This is a genomic window from Neosynechococcus sphagnicola sy1 (genome assembly GCF_000775285.1).
In the GTDB taxonomy this organism is placed as follows: Bacteria; Cyanobacteriota; Cyanobacteriia; order Neosynechococcales; family Neosynechococcaceae; genus Neosynechococcus; species Neosynechococcus sphagnicola.
Genome location: NZ_JJML01000061.1, coordinates 1 through 16,002 on the forward strand (window position 1 = coordinate 1; position 16,002 = coordinate 16,002).

19 protein-coding genes, 1 tRNA gene and 4 pseudogenes are annotated in these 16,002 nt (G+C 48.6%); 12 read left to right on the forward strand and 12 right to left on the reverse strand.

Annotation, left to right across the window (positions count from 1 at the left end; genetic code table 11):
* The first annotated feature begins 39 nt into the window (after positions 1–39).
* On the forward strand, positions 40–405 hold the full coding sequence (locus DO97_RS18165; protein WP_072016502.1) for an EAL domain-containing protein: 366 nt from the start codon (positions 40–42) through the stop codon (positions 403–405).
* Positions 406–434: 29 nt separating this feature from the next.
* Positions 435–689 carry an IS1/IS1595 family N-terminal zinc-binding domain-containing protein gene (locus DO97_RS30390; protein WP_072016503.1) on the forward strand — a complete coding sequence of 85 codons (255 nt, stop codon included), beginning with the start codon at positions 435–437 and terminating at the stop codon, positions 687–689.
* Here DO97_RS30390 and DO97_RS18170 read toward each other — a convergent pair.
* Both DO97_RS18170 and DO97_RS31465 read right to left on the reverse strand, forming a co-directional pair.
* Positions 671–1,108: pseudogene (locus DO97_RS18170) on the reverse strand (winged helix-turn-helix domain-containing protein); the annotation flags it as partial. The gene DO97_RS30390 and the pseudogene DO97_RS18170 overlap by 19 nt on opposite strands.
* Before the next feature lie 226 nt (positions 1,109–1,334).
* Positions 1,335–1,875: pseudogene (locus tag DO97_RS31465) on the reverse strand (DinB family protein).
* A 104-nt stretch (positions 1,876–1,979) separates the two neighbouring features.
* Here DO97_RS31465 and DO97_RS31470 point away from each other — a divergent pair.
* From DO97_RS31470 to DO97_RS18200, 7 genes and pseudogenes are all read left to right on the forward strand, one after another.
* Positions 1,980–2,081, forward strand: a pseudogene (locus DO97_RS31470) (hypothetical protein); the annotation flags it as partial.
* Positions 2,078–2,608, forward strand: a complete 531-nt coding sequence (locus tag DO97_RS18175; RefSeq protein WP_036536202.1) for a hypothetical protein — start codon at positions 2,078–2,080, stop codon at positions 2,606–2,608. The pseudogene DO97_RS31470 and the gene DO97_RS18175, both read left to right, overlap by 4 nt.
* A gap of 69 nt (positions 2,609–2,677) precedes the next feature.
* Positions 2,678–4,744, forward strand: a complete 2,067-nt coding sequence (gene uvrB, locus DO97_RS18180) for an excinuclease ABC subunit UvrB (protein WP_036536203.1) — start codon at positions 2,678–2,680, stop codon at positions 4,742–4,744.
* A gap of 122 nt (positions 4,745–4,866) precedes the next feature.
* Entirely contained in the window at positions 4,867–5,136 is a 270-nt protein-coding gene (locus tag DO97_RS18185; protein ID WP_036536205.1) for a UPF0367 protein family, read from the forward strand.
* Positions 5,133–5,828, forward strand: a complete 696-nt coding sequence (locus DO97_RS18190) for an energy-coupling factor ABC transporter ATP-binding protein (RefSeq protein ID WP_036536207.1) — start codon at positions 5,133–5,135, stop codon at positions 5,826–5,828. Before DO97_RS18185 ends, DO97_RS18190 begins: the two co-directional genes overlap by 4 nt.
* A gap of 145 nt (positions 5,829–5,973) precedes the next feature.
* Positions 5,974–6,531 carry an NYN domain-containing protein gene (locus DO97_RS18195; protein WP_036536208.1) on the forward strand — a complete coding sequence of 186 codons (558 nt, stop codon included), beginning with the start codon at positions 5,974–5,976 and terminating at the stop codon, positions 6,529–6,531.
* Positions 6,532–6,617: 86 nt separating this feature from the next.
* A tRNA-Asn gene (locus tag DO97_RS18200) sits at positions 6,618–6,689 on the forward strand.
* Between the two features lie 40 nt (positions 6,690–6,729).
* On the opposite strand, the gene DO97_RS18205 is transcribed toward DO97_RS18200, so the two are convergent.
* From DO97_RS18205 to queG, 3 genes are all read right to left on the reverse strand, one after another.
* Positions 6,730–7,587: a tetratricopeptide repeat protein gene (locus DO97_RS18205; protein WP_239651865.1), complete on the reverse strand. Its 858-nt coding sequence runs from the start codon at positions 7,585–7,587 to the stop codon at positions 6,730–6,732.
* A gap of 145 nt (positions 7,588–7,732) precedes the next feature.
* A complete protein-coding gene (locus tag DO97_RS18210) occupies positions 7,733–8,425 on the reverse strand; it encodes a HAMP domain-containing histidine kinase (protein ID WP_162183030.1) in 693 nt (230 codons plus the stop codon).
* 181 nt (positions 8,426–8,606) lie between these two features.
* Entirely contained in the window at positions 8,607–9,656 is a 1,050-nt protein-coding gene (queG, locus tag DO97_RS18215) for a tRNA epoxyqueuosine(34) reductase QueG (RefSeq protein ID WP_081980851.1), read from the reverse strand.
* A gap of 84 nt (positions 9,657–9,740) precedes the next feature.
* Between queG and DO97_RS18220 the strand changes: the two genes are divergently transcribed.
* Together DO97_RS18220 and DO97_RS18225 are read left to right on the forward strand one after the other, a co-directional pair.
* Positions 9,741–10,814 carry a GTPase gene (locus DO97_RS18220; RefSeq protein ID WP_036536211.1) on the forward strand — a complete coding sequence of 358 codons (1,074 nt, stop codon included), beginning with the start codon at positions 9,741–9,743 and terminating at the stop codon, positions 10,812–10,814.
* Between the two features lie 231 nt (positions 10,815–11,045).
* A complete protein-coding gene (locus tag DO97_RS18225; protein ID WP_036536226.1) occupies positions 11,046–11,603 on the forward strand; it encodes a chlorite dismutase family protein in 558 nt (185 codons plus the stop codon).
* Positions 11,604–11,622: 19 nt separating this feature from the next.
* Here the strand turns inward: DO97_RS18225 and DO97_RS18230 are convergent, their stop codons facing one another.
* Entirely contained in the window at positions 11,623–12,099 is a 477-nt protein-coding gene (locus DO97_RS18230) for a DUF6159 family protein (RefSeq protein WP_036536212.1), read from the reverse strand.
* A complete protein-coding gene (locus DO97_RS18235) occupies positions 12,057–12,530 on the reverse strand; it encodes a hypothetical protein (protein ID WP_036536213.1) in 474 nt (157 codons plus the stop codon). The genes DO97_RS18230 and DO97_RS18235 overlap by 43 nt, the downstream gene beginning before the upstream one ends.
* A 145-nt stretch (positions 12,531–12,675) precedes the next feature.
* On the opposite strand from DO97_RS18235, the gene DO97_RS18240 reads away from it, so the two are divergent.
* The gene (locus tag DO97_RS18240) at positions 12,676–13,341 is read left to right on the forward strand and encodes a Coq4 family protein (protein WP_052128938.1); all 666 of its coding nucleotides are present in this window, start codon (positions 12,676–12,678) and stop codon (positions 13,339–13,341) included.
* Positions 13,342–13,632: 291 nt separating this feature from the next.
* Here the strand turns inward: DO97_RS18240 and DO97_RS31475 are convergent.
* The 5 genes and pseudogenes from DO97_RS31475 to DO97_RS18260 form a co-directional block, all read right to left on the reverse strand.
* A pseudogene (locus DO97_RS31475) lies at positions 13,633–13,812 on the reverse strand (CsbD family protein).
* 48 nt (positions 13,813–13,860) lie between these two features.
* Positions 13,861–14,130 (reverse strand): GlsB/YeaQ/YmgE family stress response membrane protein, encoded by a 270-nt coding sequence (locus DO97_RS18245; protein ID WP_036536214.1) that lies wholly within the window; start codon positions 14,128–14,130, stop codon positions 13,861–13,863.
* 65 nt (positions 14,131–14,195) lie between these two features.
* Positions 14,196–14,732 carry a Dps family protein gene (locus DO97_RS18250; protein ID WP_036536217.1) on the reverse strand — a complete coding sequence of 179 codons (537 nt, stop codon included), beginning with the start codon at positions 14,730–14,732 and terminating at the stop codon, positions 14,196–14,198.
* Between the two features lie 66 nt (positions 14,733–14,798).
* Positions 14,799–15,254 (reverse strand): hypothetical protein, encoded by a 456-nt coding sequence (locus DO97_RS18255; protein WP_036536220.1) that lies wholly within the window; start codon positions 15,252–15,254, stop codon positions 14,799–14,801.
* Between the two features lie 94 nt (positions 15,255–15,348).
* Entirely contained in the window at positions 15,349–15,558 is a 210-nt protein-coding gene (locus DO97_RS18260) for a hypothetical protein (RefSeq protein ID WP_036536222.1), read from the reverse strand.
* Positions 15,559–16,002 lie beyond the last annotated feature (444 nt).

Here is a 16,002-nt window from a genome sequence, read left to right on the forward strand (position 1 = left end):
GTGGACTACTGGAAGTAGGACAGCAAACAATAGATCGTTTTGCAGGCACTTCGAGATCGCGGCATTCGTATCAGTATTGACGATTTTGGTACGGGTTATTCATCACTTGCTTATCTGCAAAAGCTCCCTGTAGACACTTTGAAAATCGATCGCGTATTTGTCAAAGATATCCAAGCTAATGGAGAGAATGCCGAAATTGTGCAAGCGGTGATTCAATTAGGAAAAGCTTTAGGAAAGGATATTATTGCCGAAGGTTGTGAAACTAACGCTCAGGTTACCTTCTTAAAAGGAATTGGCTGCGATTTTGCACAGGGTTACCACTTTGCCGAGCCAATGGATGTAGCACATGTAGGTAAATTCATAACAAAATTTATGGGTAGCGATCTAGAGGCCATGATAAATTAAAGATATTTTAGCAATCAGTCCAAATACCAATGGAACTAAAATGTTCCTACTGTGAACCTGCCTACATTGTTAAAAATGGCACAACCCGCCATGACAAACAAAATCACAAGTGTAAAAACTGTAATCGACAATTTGTAATTAACCTTAATAATCAGCTAATCTCTGCAACTAAAATCAAATTAATTGATAAATTCCTATTGGAACGTATGTATCTTAGAGCAATTAATCGTGTTGCTAATATTTCATTAGCATGGGTACAGTGTTATGATAGCAACGTTTTATGAAGCTGTTGATGCCATACAATCTCTTCTAATGTTTCTACCGCTCCAGCAGCCTCATCTGTTAGAGCTAAAGGTGCCGCCTTATTTTTACCAGCATCTCGAACCACCTTAACAATCTCTTTTGCATCGAGATCATCAAGATTGGCAGAAGTGGAGATTAAAGACCATACGCCGCGTGCTGAATTCTGCAAAAGCCCATATTTTTTCAGATAAGTCCGGCTCCACGCAAGTCGATATTCAACCTCGCTTTGTGATGTGCTGCCATGCAGAATTTCAAGCACTTTATCGGGTAGGCTCAGAAGTTGCACTACTTTTTCATAAATCTCGTCAGTTGTACCAGAACCACCCAAAATTTGTAGAGCCTGAATTGTGGGCAGGAGCATTGAGTCAAATGTTGGAACTGAAGAGGCAGATCGCTTCATGTATAAATTGATGAGCCGATTTACAAAAATACTACCTTGTCAAATATAAATCGCCACTCAAGAAATGTAACAGATTTGCGGTGATCGCCCATTTTCAAACACCTGACAGATAATTTCACAGTACTGCCCCAACCCACGGACGAAGCCAGCTAAAGTTCACAATCACCGGACGCAGAGAACTTCCGACAAAACCATTGTACTTCAAAGTTCCGGTGCATTGCGGTTGTTATGCATCTGTTTCATTTGGAATAATGGCAAGTAGATCAGTTACTCCTACGTCTATTCCCACTTGAGATAATAATGTTATGACTTGACCTCGGTGATGAGTTTGATGATTAAAAAACGTGCACCAACATGCTATAGCAATTCTTGTTTGCACCGACATTTTTCATATTTGTGTAGTGCAACTCGCAATCGAGATCAGCTTCTGTAACTGTACTACCCCACTCAGCGATAATACCATCAAGGTTTTTTGCGGTAGTTATAAAGTAGCGTGAACTCGGAGAAGAGCATTGGGTCTAGTGATTCTGGGCTTTGCGTTGATGGTCGCTGCAATATCTTATAGTTTGCAGGATGACTCGCAAAGCGATTGAGCCGAATTGTGTCCCCAACAGCGATGTGATTTAGCGTACTCAAAATTGAGCCAAAAAATACTCCTCTCTCAGCGACAAGTTCCATTGTAGGTAACTTAAAAGTGCTTTGTATTACTTTTCATTCATCCACTGATTATATGAAGCCATAAGACCAATGTGGCTGACTCGATTCAACTGTTCCCCCAGAAGCATAACGGCACAGGCTTCAGCCGACAGTGGACACAATTTACATTGCCATCAAGTATGATGAAGACTCATTTTAGTCTAAAGTATTTCAGAGTATGCTAAGTTTTAAACCGATTCAAGAATACTTTGAAAGTTTACAACTTATGATCGCCATTGTGGAAGAATTGAATCTCAATTGGCGGATTTGGCAATGAGGATTTCCGCTGATACCTACCTGCCTTTTCCCCCCTCGCTCGTTTATGCAACCTTTCGCGATCGCCTGGTCGAGGTGGTGGCAATGATGCCCAATATCGAGCGATTTAAGCTGGTGTCACGGCAACAGGACGATGATCGAGTCTCTCTGATTTGCGAGTGGCAGGGTAGTGGCGAAATTCCAGCGATCGCCCGGATGGTTTTGAGTGAGACCATGCTGCTGTGGACGGAATTCACCACCTGGGATCAGTCGACCTTGACAACGGAGTGGCGGATTCAAACCCATGCCTTTCCAGAAGCCGTTATCTGCTCAGGGATTAATCGGTTCTTAGTTGATAATGGGGGCACCCGGATTGAAAATCGGGGAGAACTCACTATTGATCCCCTGCACCTAAAAGGTATTCCCTCGATCTTCACGGGGATGGTGGCTCGCACCGTGGAAGACCTGCTGGGCAAACGCATTGGTCCCAACCTGCTGCGCATGGCCGAGGGGGTACAGCGCTACTTGGAGCAACACCCTCAAGGCTAAGCCGTGATGTCGGCAGGGGGGATTGGAAGCCCTCGCTATAGTAGGGGAAGAGATCTTACCGCTAGCGTTATGGTTGACTTCCATCTGCAAGCTCCCTTCCAACCCACCGGAGACCAACCCCAAGCGATTCAGAAGTTGGTACAGGGACTCGAAGTGGGCGATCGCCGCTTAACCTTGTGGGGAGCGACGGGGACGGGTAAAACCCACACCATCGGGCGGGTGATTGCAGCCTGCCATCGCCCCACCCTGGTCTTAGCCCACAATAAAACCCTGGCGGCGCAACTTTGTAATGAGTTGCGGGAGTTTTTCCCCGACAACGCCGTTGAATATTTTGTTAGCTATTACGACTACTATCAGCCGGAAGCCTACATCCCGGTATCGGATACCTACATCGAAAAAAGTGCCGCGATCAACGAAGAAATTGATATGCTGCGGCACTCGGCCACGCGATCGCTGTTTGAACGCCGGGATGTGATCGTGGTGGCCTCAATTAGCTGTATCTACGGTCTCGGGATGCCCGCTGAGTATCTCAAAGCCTCAATTCCATTGCGGGTGGGGGAAGAAGTCAATCAGCGGCAAATTCTGCGGGATCTGGTCTCCGTCCAGTACAACCGCAATGACCTGGATTTAGGACGGGGGCGGTTTCGGGTCAAGGGAGATGTCTTAGAAATTGGCCCCGCCTATGAAGATCGGATTGTTCGCGTGGAATTCTTTGGGGATGAGATCGATGCCATTCGTTACATTGATCCCGTTACCGGAGCCACCCTACAAAGTCTGGAGGCAGTGAATATCTATCCAGCCCGCCACTTTGTCACCCCAGAAGATAGGTTAGAGGAAGCCTGTGTAGCCATTGATCAAGAACTGAGTACCCAAGTGACGGCCCTAGAGGCCGAAGGCAAACTCCTGGAAGCCCAACGACTGGCGCAACGGACACGCTACGACCTGGAAATGCTGCGGGAGGTGGGTTACTGCAATGGAGTAGAAAATTACTCGCGTCACTTGGCCGGACGCCAGGCGGGGGATCCACCGGAGTGTTTGATTGACTATTTCCCCAAGGATTGGCTGCTGGTGATTGATGAATCCCATGTCACCGTGCCCCAACTGCGGGGAATGTACAACGGCGATCAAGCACGGAAGAAAGTGCTGATCGATCACGGGTTTCGCTTACCCAGTGCGGCGGATAATCGGCCCCTCAAGGCCGAGGAGTTCTGGGAGAAGGTGAATCAGTGTATCTTTGTTTCCGCCACCCCTGGGATGTGGGAGTTGGAGCAGTCTGGGGGGCAGTTTCAGATCACAACCCAGGAAAAATCAGACGTCAAGGTTTATATTCCCAAAACGGGTGCGGTGGTGGAGCAGGTGATTCGACCGACGGGGGTGGTTGACCCAGAGGTGTTTGTGCGCCCCACCACCGGACAGGTGGATGATCTCCTGGGGGAGATTCAACAGCGGGTGGATCGCCAAGAGCGGGTACTCGTTACCACCCTGACTAAACGCATGGCCGAAGACTTAACCGCATACTTTCAAGAACGGGGAATTCGCGTCCGTTACCTCCACTCCGAAATTAACTCCATTGAGCGGATTGAAATTCTCCAAGATCTGCGAGAAGGAGAGTTTGATGTCCTGATTGGGGTGAATCTGCTACGGGAGGGCTTAGACTTACCAGAAGTTTCCCTGGTCGCCATTCTCGATGCTGATAAGGAAGGGTTTTTACGGGCGGAGCGATCGCTGATTCAAACCATTGGCCGCGCCGCTCGCCATGTAAGGGGACAGGCGATTCTCTATGCCGATAACTTCACCGACAGCATGGCCAAAGCCATTGATGCAACGGTACGGCGGCGTGAAATTCAACTAGCCTATAACGCCGAACATGGGATTACGCCCCAACCGATCATCAAAAAATCACAGAACGCCATCCTCTCATTTTTAGCAGTCTCCCGACGCCTCAATGCCCAGGAACTTGAAATTGCCTACGATCAAGCCGATGACTTGCCCCTCGACAATATTCCCAATTTGATCACCCAACTAGAAGCACAGATGCAGGAAGCGTCCAAGAACCTAGCCTTTGAAGAGGCTGCCAAGTACCGCGATCGCATTAAACACCTGCGGGATAAACTGATTGGCCGTTCGTCCCAGTGAGGGGAAAGGGAATGGCAGTACAAGCATGGAACGGAGTGTCATCCTGGCTTTTTTATGCCCCAACACCATTTGCTAAGGTGAATTTGAGATACTGGGAAAGGAGTCGTAGGCACCCTGCATAAATGTTCATCATTGATCTAACGTTGAAAAATAATCCCCTGGCATTGTCCGTTCAGCGCAAAACCGCCGAGGATGCTGAGACCATCTATCAGGAAATTCTCACCGCCATGGAGTCTGGGACACCTACCCTGCTGGCGCTGACCTGTGAGTTCCAAACCGGGAAGCGCTTGAGCGTCCGTAGCAGCGAGATTGCAGCGGTACAAGTTTCGGAAAAATCCAGTACTGCCGCCGCTTCCGGTAGACCTCCTGGCTTCTTTGCGATCGCCCAATGAATGAAACGGCCTCTGAGCAGTTGGCGATCGTGGTTCGTAACCTATGTTTTCGGTGGCCCCAGGGGGAACCCGTTTTACAGTCCTGCTCTCTAGAGGTTCCCAAAGGAGCGTTCTGGATGTTATTGGGCACCAACGGTAGCGGTAAATCAACCCTGTTACGAATCTTGGCAGGCTTACACCCACCCCAGTCAGGAACGATTCAAACCAGCCAGCCCCTGGGGTTTGTCTTTCAAAACCCCGATCATCAATTGGTGATGCCCACGGTGGGTGCCGATGTTGCCTTTGGGCTGGTGGCCGAAAACCTGACGCCTAAACAGACTCACCATCGGGTTGAGGAAGCCTTATCAGCCGTGAATTTGTTGGCATTGCAACGCCGCCCTATCTATGCCTTGAGTGGCGGACAGAAGCAGCGAGTTGCCATTGCTGGGGCGATCGCCCGTCACTGTGAGGTTCTACTCCTCGATGAACCCACCGCTCTTCTGGACCCAGATAGTCAATTGGATCTGGTCAGACAGGTACAAGGTCTGGTGAAAAGTCGGGGGTTAACGGCACTGTGGGTAACTCACCGATTGGAAGAATTGGATTACTGTGATGGCGCGTTTCTGCTGCAACAGGGTCGCGTCATAGCCCAGGGGCATCCCGCTGCCATTCAGCAACGCCTATGCCAGGAGGTTGAGCAGGAGTCGCTTTAACCGCCCCCCCAGCGATCGCGATCGTACACACTCCCCCCTAAGAAGTAATGGCTGCACCGGATACTTAACAAAGAGCAATAAAAAACTGCCATGATGGGAGCGATTGAGGATCGCACGGATCAACGATTCTCAGTTCAATTTTTCTATGGTATCTCGCAGCCTAACCCAAGCCACCCTACTCGTTGATGGTTACAACATCGTTGGAGCCTGGTCAAGCCTGATCAAGCTGCGCGATCTTCAGGGGTTATCAGAAGCACGGCGGGTTTTAACGGAAGATTTAATTAATTACAGTGCCGCTCGGGGTTACGAGACCCAGCTGGTCTTTGATGCCCACTATCAAGCCGGTGGTGGCAGCCGGGAAGTTTGGACTCCCAATCTATCGGTCTACTATACAGATTTTGGACAATCCGCAGACACCTACATTGAGAAAGCCTGTGCCCTCTTTCGCCACAATATTCAAAAGTTTCAGCGGCGATTAATTGTGGCCACCTCTGACCGAGCCCAGCAACTCACCGTTGTTGGCTATGGTGCTGAGTGGATGTCTGCCCAGCAGTTGCAGCAGGATCTAGATGCTGCCACCCAACGAGTTCGACAACAGCAGCGATCAAGTCAGCGTTCCTCCCAACGGTTTTTAGCCAGTTCTCTTGACCCCATTGCCCAAGAACGACTCGCCCGTCTACGGTTGGGACTCCGTCCCGATTAACGTTTTGGGTGAACAGTTGGCAGAAAGTTATCTCAAGGCTCTTGCCAAATCCTATCGCTACTCGTTACGATTAGATCCGGGCTCATTCCTCAGTAGCTCAGTGGTAGAGCGATCGACTGTTAATCGATTGGTCGCAGGTTCGAATCCTGCCTGGGGAGTTCTTTAGTGCATTCAAGAAGTAGCTTATTGCCCCTACCCCTATTGAGGGGACAGAGGAGCCTCGGCTTTACCCCGGACAATGCTGGCCTGAATCCGGGGCACAGCTAGAAATAGCTTGGCATCTCGAAGCAAACGCTCTCCCCAGAGATTATCTTTGAGGAATTTTAAGTCTCCATAACGGCTGTCGAGCTTCAAGGCTGCTTCCCCAATTTTCAACCCCTGTTCGCGGTCGCCCTTAGAATACAACGCAATGGCTAGGGCGAGCTGTGGTTCTGTGGCCTTGTTGTCAATGGTAATCGCGGTTCGCCAAGAACGAATGGCTGTTTCCACTTCACCCTGTTCATAGCGAATTAACCCAATATTGTTAACAGCGGGCCAGAAATTGGCCTCCAATGCCACTGCTTTCTCATACTGGGCGATCGCCTGGGGAAACTGCTTGAGCACGTAGTACGTATTGCCCAAATCAAATAAAGCTCCAGGAGCATCGGGCTTTAACCTTAGACCAGACTGGAGGGCTTCCAGGGCTGCTGCGTATTTCCCCTGTTGAAAGTAGGCAGATCCCAAGGTAAATAGAATTCCAGGATTCTCGAGATCTAAGGATCTCGCCTGCTGTAACGCAGCAATTCCCTGATCAAATTTCTCCCCTTGCAGGTACAAGCGGCCTAGCAGTAACCAAACCTGTGGGTTTTTGGGAGCCAGTTGGGTTGCCAGTTCCGCCCTTGGCAAGGCTAATTGAAATTGCTGAAATTGGGCTAGTTGAATCGCCTCTTGGGCTAGGGTCACCCCCTGTTTCTCTAATGTCTCCACATCCAGTTGCGGCACGTAGGGGAGCAATGCTTGAGCTTGGACAGTTTGGGGAGCCGCAATTCCCCCCAACCACAGACCGAAACTAGCCAATAAGGGGAGTGAAATACGACGAATAAGCACAGCAATCCAGTAAGAATCAGGTCAAAGGGTTGTCAACTAGCTTAAGCCATCTCCCAGGGAAACGGCGATAAATTGTCGGAGCTTCCAGGGGGGGGTCCCAGTTAGCATTTTTAGCTCAGCCTGCGGCCAAGGGGAAGGAGAGAGTGACGGTATAGTATCCCGAAACATCAGGTCGGCAGACAATGCTGACATTCTGAATCTGAATCCGTTTACGACACAAGGCAATTTCAGGGGCAAAATCCTGACCTTCGCAGGGTGCAAAGCGATGGGAGGTGATGTGGAGATTCAGGTGGGTGTCGGTAATGGCGGCTTCTAGACGCACCGTTGCCTGGGCATCAGAATAACGGAGGGCACGACTGAGAAGATCTACGATGACAGCCTCTGTTAACTCCTGATCCGCCAAGACGGGTAGCAGGGGTGCCTGAAGATCGCAGATGAACTGGCAGCCACCTGGACGAGGTTGGAGCAAGTGACGGCTGGCAGCAACTAAGAGGGGTTGTAGATCTAGCACCTCTAAGCTGACCTTGACTTTACCCGCTTCTAACTTTTGCAGCAGGATGGCATCAGAGAGCAGATCACACAGTCCGTCCACTTCTGCCTGCAACTGATCTAGCGGTGCATGCCAACCACACTCCCCCTGGGCATCTTGGAAATGAATAAGATGGGTTTCCAGTTCATGGAGCGATCGCGCCACTCGTTGCTCGAGAGCAGTGAGAATCTTGGCATGGGTCTCTAATTCTCGTTGCAAACTGTTACACTCAAGGCGCAGCAACAGTGAATCTGCATCCGCTGATGGCGCGACAGACAACGTAGAGGATGATGCGATCACTTGCGGAGGCCCTCGTCACATTCAGAGAATTTAAGTCGTAGCTTTATAGTTATCTAGCAACTATGGCGGACTGATGGAGGGAGCAGCACCCACTGCCTAGATACTTATATGAGTAAAAGTAACAAATATTTATCTCGACCAGAATTTTCTTTATAAATGCTTAAGGATCTGCCAAGGAGTTGGGTGTTAGGTTGGCACGGGCATTGCGGCGCATCATCTCGGGCTTGATGCGCCGCAATGCTGAGGCTGGAAAGCGTTGCTGGTATTCCTGATCAGAGAGGGTGGCCAATTCAGTCAGGGGGGGTGCAACATTCTGGGGATAGGGCTGGAAGTCAGGAATGTCGGTTTCGCTGGCAAACCGCTGATTCCAGGGACAGACATCCTGGCAAATATCACAACCCGCAACCCAGCCCTGGAGATGGGGGGCGATCGCCCCTGGTAGGGTAGCGGCGCGATTCTCGATGGTGTGGTAGGCAATGCAACGATTGGCATCCACCACAAAGGGTTGGACTATGGCCGCTGTCGGGCAGGCATCGATACACCGACGGCAGGTGCCACAGTGGGCGGTATGAGGTGGGTCAGGCTGCAGAGTCAGATTGGTGAGAATTTCACCCAAGAAGACCCAGGAGCCATATTCCCGCGTAATCAAGTTGCTATTTTTGGCAATCCAACCCAGTCCCGCTCGCTGCGCCCAAACCTTATCCTGAATTGGCCCCGTATCCGCGTAGTAGCGGGTCTGAACACCCGGATCGAGACCCTCTAGCCAGGTGGAAAACGCCTTGAGCTTGCGCTGTAGCACCCGATGATAGTCCCGACCCCAGCCATAGCGTGAAATTTTGCCATACTGACGGCCCTCAGGACGTACCAGGGGAGTGTAGTAGTTAAGAGCCACACAGATCAGCGATCGCACCGTGGGCATGACCTGTTGGATATCTTGACGCTTGGGGGTTGCCATCCACTGCATCTGTGCCTGGTAGCCCTGGGTCAGCCAAGCTTGCAGCCCGGTACGATTCGGATCAGAAACTGTAGTTGGGGCAGCCGCAGAATCGACGGCTGCAATTCCAACTTTGTGGAATCCCAGAGTTAAAGCCTGGGCTTTAATTTGTTCCGTCGCATCGGTGGAGTCAGGGAGCAACAAAAGTGGAATTTTCAGGTATGGTGTTGGCAAGCATATCTTTAAAGATAAAGCGATCGCTAAGACTTTACCCATTGATTTCTCCGGGCATGTCTGCACGTAGCCATGGGGGAGACACGAACCGGAAAACCTTGAATTGAAGTTGGGCACAAAACAGTCATGATGCAAGAAACCACTGAACCAGCGATCGCCCCTGTTCCTCCAGAACCCGTTCGGCTTAGCAAAGCCAGAAAGCTGCTGATGGAGCTAACCCAAAAGCTACAGCAGTCCAAGGACAAAAAGTTTGTGCTGATGCTGGTGGGTAGGACAGGGGTTGGTAAATCCAGCACCATTAACTCATTGTTGGGACAGGAGGTTGCTACCGTTGGTGATTTTGAGCCCTCCACCATGCGTGTTTCCTATTATGAATGTGAACTCCACGGCATTAAGTTTGACCTGGTAGACACCCCCGGACTCTGTGATGATTTGGAGGAAGTGGGTAACGATCAGGAATACCTGGCGATGATCAAGAATCGCGTTTCCCATATTGATTCCATGCTGTTTGTCAGCCGCCTGGATGAAACCAGAGTCACAGGGGATGAAAAGCGGGGTATTCAACTGATTTCTTTGGCATTTACCCCCAAAGTTTGGGAACATGCCGTGATTGTATTCACCCATTCCAATGCCATCCCCGCCGATCGCTTTTTAGAGGTTGTGGAAAAACGAACTGACCTTGTGGAACGGGAAATCGCTCACTACGCAGGGATGAGTATTGCTGGAACCATTCCTTCAGTTGCGATTGACAATCTCAGCAAAACCACTCCCAACGGAGAAGAGTGGCTAGGGGAACTCTATACCAAGGTGTTTGTCAGGATTTCCCAAGGTGGTACCCTTCCCTTCCTCCTAGCCACCGCTCAGGATTTAGTTCCCCCCCAAGCTTACCCCCCCGGTATAGAACACACCCAGGCTGGACAGCCCATCCCCATGGGTTCTCCCCTATCTCCTCCATTTATTCTGGGTCAAACAGGAGGAACCCTCCCAACGCCCATCGACAGTTCGGCTCCCCAAGAACCCCGGATTAAGCTCAATCAAGAACAAAAACAGGAAATCAAGAAAAAAATTGACTCCTATATCATCTCCGGATTGTCTACGGTCGGTGTTGGCATCGGAGCCTCCTTTTATGGGCCATTGGGAGCATCGATTGGTGGTGCGATCGGGGCTGTGATCGGTCTGATTCTCTGGCTTTGGAGTTGAACGACACGGTGATAGAACCTTGGGATCTCCCTGGGTTGGCGATCGCCCCTTCACTGAAGTTCCGTCTCCAGCGGTAACCAACTATTTAGACTTTTGGCTTATTAGACAGATTTTCTCATCTGAAACTCATTTTCAGGCGATTTAACCTGGTTAGAGTTATGCAAATCCTTTTCCATCCAGCTCTCTTAATGGAGAAGGTCAGAAATCTTTCAAGCTATGTTTTCAAACAATATGAACAGCAGATATTCGTTTATTGGTGGCAAAAAAGGCCCATGGCAAGTGATAGAGGTGCGGGGTATTGTTGGGCATAGCTTAGAGCCTGTTGAAAGAGTCAATGTGGTAAATGATGTTATCAAGGAGCTGCCCTTGAATAGCTCGTGGGTTCTACAAAGTTTTACCAGTAATATTCGCTATTCTATGCGGGATGAAGTCAATATTCTTCGGGCAGTGCAGCCTTTGTTAAATCGTTCGGAAGCCGTTTCGGCGGTGCTAATTCCAATTAAAAAAACTCTCCAGTGGTGGGAAATGGCACAGGATGAGAGGCGAGCAATTTTTGAGGAAGAGTCGCATCATACAACGGTTGGCTTGGAGTATCTTCCAGGGGTTGCGCGGCGGCTGCTGCACTGTCGTGATCTTGGAGAACCATTTGATTTCCTTACATGGTTTGAATTCGCGCCGGAGTACACCAGGGCTTTTGATGAATTACTGTTGCGGATGCGTGCAAGCAAAGAATGGGAGTATGTGGAGCGTGAGGTTGAAGTTCGCCTAGAGCGAGATGATGGATTCTAGGGAAATTGCTCTATACCACTCAATGCTCAAAAGAGGGTGATTGCTTACAGAAAAATGCTTTCTGGGCGATCGCGGGATCAGGGTAAACATCGGTATTTCCTCCAACCGCATAGCGATAAGCTGCCAGCCCATAAATTGCGTCCAGAGTGGCTCCTAACTGGGTCGCTGTCACAATCATCAGCAGTAACACCCGCCCTCCCCAGATTGTCGCATCCATGTCGTTCTCTGCCACTCCCTTGGCAAAGGCCGGAAAGATCACCAAAAACAATAACGGCAAAACCACTAGCATAAATGCCAACCCGTGCCAGCGACTGGGGGTTGCTTGCTTGCCCCAAGTCTGAGCCACCCTTTGACTGCTATGTTGCAATGCCTTCCGGAAACCTCCTTCCTCCAGGGTGATCGTCGGTAATAGCATGATCAGGATCACATTCAAGGACTGTTGATAGGGACGGCCTAGCAGCCGAGTACCCAGTAAGGGGGCAATAAAAAACGCCAAAGAAAAAACCCAATCGTATTCCGCAGCAAAAAGTAGATTAAATTCAACAGTGTGGTGAGGATCGCATAACGGCAGATCGGCAGAACTTTTTGGGCTACCCGCACCAAGCCACTGATCAGGGAAGGGCGATCGCCCTCTAATCGAGCACTAATGGTGGTAATCAACGCCACATTACTGACGGTAATGATCAGACTGATCAGCAGGTAGAGTATACAAAATAGCCCAAACAACTGAGGTTTTTTGCTGATTGCTACCTCTGAGGCCAGCACCTGTTTAAACAAAGGGGACAGTACCGTAAAGGTAATCAGGATGGTTAAAGCCAGAGACACCAACGGGTAGAGGATCAATTTCCCCTGACTAAGCAGCACTCCCAGAGTAACGGTTAGAATTTGCCCGCTATTGGCGATCGCCTTCGACAGTTTATAGATCATTTCCGGGATACTCCTATCCGTTGGGCTTGCAGGTCAAGGGGTGTTGTCACTCCAGAGTCATCAAATCTTCCCAACAAAGACATCGGCATTGTCTAAGATGATTGAGGTAAATTACCCATCACAGAATTTTCAAGCCCCCACCCTTATGGAACTCAACTCCCAGATGCACATGGATATGATGAAGGCTGCCACTGGGGTCTTCAATTTGGTACAGGATGCAACGAGCTTAAAGTCAGTCTTTGATATCAACGATGGGCTTCGTAACTCAGAAGCTATGCAATCTGCCACAACCTATCTCAAATCTATACCAGAGATGGCGGCACTGATCTCAGAGCGTTATGTGACACCCATTCCTGACCTCAAGGCTCTACTGGCGCTACCGAAGGATACCCTGGGCTATGTCTACGCTGCCAAAATGACAGCAGAGAACTTTGACCCTAATTTTTACCGCCCAGTGCCCATTGCGGAAGATCTTGACTATATTCGCCTGCGCACCCGCCATACCCACGATATTTGGCATGCCGTTACCGGGTTTGATACGGATTCCCTGGGAGAGGTGGGTCTGCAAGCCTTTGGTTTTTCCCAGATGCACTATCCCAGCGCTGTGCTGATTATGACCGCTGGATTAATCAGCAGCGTTATTCGTTCGACTCAGGACTCTCACGAGATAGATGCATACTTTGAGACCATTTATCAAGGCTATCAGATGGGTCGCCAAGCCAAGCTGTTTTTAGCTCAAAAATGGGAGGAAGGTTGGGATAAACCCTTGGCTCAATGGCGGGAAGAGCTAAATGTCAAACCAGCTTCATAGCTTCATCTTCCAGCACCATAAGCTGTTACGCATCCAAATCGCATTATATCAAGGTTATCACCTTGGAAAAATGAATGCTGATTAGCTTATTAAACCAGGCTAATTCGCCACTCAAAGATGTTATGGTGGTTCTCGCTGGCGTGAGGTACGTTGAAATGTCTGTGACGCTTATCCAGCAAGGCTTTTGCCGTACTGCATTCGATCGGGAATCGCTATAATAACATCCTAGTCTCAGTCATCTCGCTGAATGCTGCTAACTAATGGTGTACCGCAGCCATTTTTAATGACAGACTAGTCAGTTTTTTTGACTTCATCTTTAACGTCTTCGAAAGTGTGGCAAACTTTTGCCTGTGCCTGTTTCGATTTGCCCTCTGCCTGACATTTAGGATTGACAGTCAGGTCTCATACTGCTTCTTGAACATTACCTTCGATATTTTTGGCAGTTGCCTTGGCTCTATCTTCTAAACTCATTAATATGCTCCTTAGTAAAATTTTGAAGTAATTTAGAAATAGCGATTTTTACGCATTTCTACGAGACAGAAAGCCATAGATAAATATCGCAATGATTGCACCCAGAACCGCAATAAACACTCCAGGAATGTTCAAATCAGGTGCTGATAATTGCAGGGTTCCAGTTTGGATAAAAGTGTGCAAAGTACCGCCAATGAAGGCACCTACGACACCTAAGAACATCGTTGAAAGCCAGCCACCCCCTTGATTACCTGGGACGATGGCTTTTGCGATCGCACCTGCTAGTAAACCTAAAACGATCCAAGCAATAATGTTCATGCCTAATTCCTCGCAATTTAATGACTTTAGTAACTTACCAAGCGGGTCAGGGTTATTTTAGTTTTTTAAATCCCTACCATCTTTTTCTCAAGCTCCGGCTTTAAGCCATCTGCTTCAACTGCTTCTCCCTCAATGAAAGAACGCAGCATCCAAGCCGTCTGTTCATGCTGCTCCATCAAACCGGTGAGAAAGTCAGCGGTGCCGCAATCTTCAAACTCGTTGCTACATTGCTCAACATGTTCACGCAAATTTCGCACGACCTGTTCATGATCCTCTAGCAACTGAGATACCATACCAGTTGCCGTAGGAACATTACCTGGATGCTCTTTGAGAGAACAGATTTTGAGAAATCCCTCCATTGTTCCCACGGGATACCCGCCTAATGTTCTGATCCGTTCAGCAATAATATCGACATTGATCGTGAGAGTTTCATAATGCTTCTGCCATAGCTTATGCAAGGTCATGAATTGCGGCCCCACAACATCCCAATGATATTTCTTGGTTTTGACTAGCAGCAGATAGGTATCTGCCAAATCTTGGTTGAGTAGATTAATCACACCTTGACGCTGTTTATCGGTAAGTCCAATATTGATTTTCCGCATGGATAAATTTCCTTAATTGAAGTAGTGGTCATACTCTCTTGCGTAACCGCTCATGCTTCCTTAGGATCAATGAGTTCCTGACTCTGCCGAGTAGTTTCTCCTTGATGAGAAATGAACGGTTACGGCAACTGGAATTTGATTTATGGCTTCACGAGCACCCAGCCCATGATTACTCAGTAGACTCAGTTTGACCGCTAGAAAGGAGGCTGCAAATAGGGCAATACTGACACTCACGAGTAGTCCCAGCCCAACTTTAGTTTCAATGCCGCGAACGCTATCACCTAGGCTTTCTGAGTCGCTATCGTCAGAAGGGCTATCAGGGCTAGCCAGTACTGCGATCGCCAGGTTGGCAAACAGCAATTGGAAGGTAAAGGCCATTACCACGCCCACAATCAGCGCCAGCACAAATTGGGAACCCGAAGACAAAGTGGCAGTTTCTGCGATCGGCAATTGTCTTACAATCTGGTAAGGCAATTTTGCTTGGACAACCAGCGATGAACCAAGTTCTATCAGTTGAAACATGGTATTTTCCTGTTTTCTGTGAGCAAATCGAACGACTGATAGCGAGCTACCAAGACAATCATGATTCCAGCAGCTATACCTGCAAGATACAGAATTAAGCAGCTCTGTAATTTGCATCTAACCAACAACGGGGTAAGTCTTCACCAGAAGGAAAGCTCAAGTTCTTCTTTTGCAGTGGTTCAGGATCTTGCTCTTCTTCACCTGCTTGCACTTGAATTACAATTTCACTGTTGCTGGGGTCGATCAATGACTGAACATCCATGACTTCCACCAAGTTTCCAGTTTCTTTGTCCTGTAGCAATATAAATATTCTCGCTATAGTTCTTTAATATCCCAAGCCGTGGAGTATTCAGAAGTACATTTGATATAGTTACAGGTGAGTGATGGAAATCATGTTGCAGAATAGCTAAGAATGTATGCTTTGTATAAGTGCTTTTCAAATCTTAACCATAGACAATTATTCAATCCACAATTTATAAGACGTAATCGTGTTTGCCAATGAGATAAGCTGTTAGTCATTTAAGTTTCTTGCCCGAATCGCTTTACATATGGGGTCTGGAGCGCAAATAGTGCAGTTTAGATGTCGAACAGTTTACTAAAACCAAAAGCAAGTGAGTTAACCGACTGTCAATGTCTAAAAACTGTACTTCCGTTAAGCTATTCAGCATTTAAACTGGGTATTTCAGGCGCTGAAACCCTTGCCTGACTTAGATCGCTTCAGAAATTTAGATGCCGATCAGTTTATGAC